At 59.8% G+C, this 1,451-nt stretch carries 1 protein-coding gene; it reads right to left on the reverse strand.

The features are described 5' to 3' along the window. A partial coding sequence (locus tag ACOCD2_RS19785) for a CRISPR-associated endonuclease Cas3'' (RefSeq protein WP_293702463.1) occupies positions 1-1,451 on the reverse strand: 1,451 nt, incomplete at both ends.

Here is a 1,451-nt window from a genome sequence, read left to right on the forward strand (position 1 = left end):
GTCAGTCCGCTGCTTGCGGGTAAGTGTGGCAGACAGGAGAATGACGCTGCCACCCAAGGCCGCGTGAAAACGGATCAATCGTTTCAGTGGTTCTGATGTATAGGCATGGTAGGCGTGCACCTCATCAAGGATCAGCACCTTACCCACCAGCCCAAGCAGGCGCAGGGACTGGTGGCGGGCAGGCATGACGGCAAGCAGCGCCTGATCAATGGTGCCGATGCCAACATCGGCGAGCAGCGCCTTCTTGCGATTGTCCGCCAGCCAGCGGTTGCACTGGGCGACGATGCTTTCTTCCTCTCCGTAGTGTGTGGCACTGGCTTGCGCGGCGAGCAGGGACTGCTGAAAGGATTCGGAAAGATGCCGGGCACTGTGGCTGAGAATCAGGCTGGGGCGCGGCTCACCCGGTCGGTAGAGGCGTTCATAGACCGTGCTCATCCGGTCATACATGGCGTTGGCGGTAGCCATGGTGGGCAGGCCGATATAGAGGCCCTGAGCCTGCCCTGCCGCCATCAGCCTTGCAGCGAGGATCAGCGCCGCCTCAGTCTTTCCAGAACCGGTGACATCTTCAAGGATGAACAACTGTGGCTCCGTACCGATGGGCAGGTCGAGGCAGGCCTGCTGCAAGGGCGTTGGCATTTCAAGGTAGTCGAACAGCTCGCGGGGTTGTTCGATGCACTGGACGGGGGGCGGCAGGATACCGGCGGCTTTTACCGCCTCCCTCGCGGTGGGTAGCGCGTACTTCTCCCAGTATTCGAACAAAGGCAGGGGCTGATCGCAATAACAGAAACGCGCACTGTCGGAACCCAGCCAGTCAGCCAGCACGGCGATACCCGCCAGCAACCAACTCGCCTTCTGCTGGTTTCGGGCAAAGTCGGGATCTTCGAAATGCTGCTTCAGCAGCGACAGATCCGGCTGGAGTAGCGCCAGCCAATCCCGGCAGAAGGATAGTGCCGCCTGTTTATCGAAATCCCTGAAGTGTGATTTTATTGGCTGCCGGGCATCGTCAGGTGGCCAGCCGTGATGGCCAGTCACAGCGGCCAGCCAGTAATTCATGCCTTCGTCGATGAAGTCCTGCAGCTCCTCGTCGTTCGGGTCGAACAGTTCATTGCGCAGAAACTGCCGCCACAGCAGCCAGCCCAAGGTATCGTGACGAATGCTGTAGTTGTGCTTGCGGATGTGTTTATTCGGCCAGAGCGCAATGCGCAAATCCTCACGCAACTGCTGGAAGGTTTCGGCAAACTTGCCAAGATCGTGCAAACCGAGCAGAAAGCTGCACCAGCATTTGGCTGCTTCCGGCGGCAAACCCATGGCGGCGGCCAGGCGGCGCAGCAGTTCCGGGCGCTGTTCCAGCAGTACCGCCGCCACCGCTGCCACATCCAGTGCATGGTAAACCAGCAGGTGATGACCTGATGCATTCCCATCAGCCTTGCCCCAGTAAGCGTACATCATGC

Source organism: Thiolapillus sp. (genome assembly GCF_048562965.1).
Classification (GTDB): domain Bacteria; phylum Pseudomonadota; class Gammaproteobacteria; order Chromatiales; family Chromatiaceae; genus Thiolapillus; species Thiolapillus brandeum_A.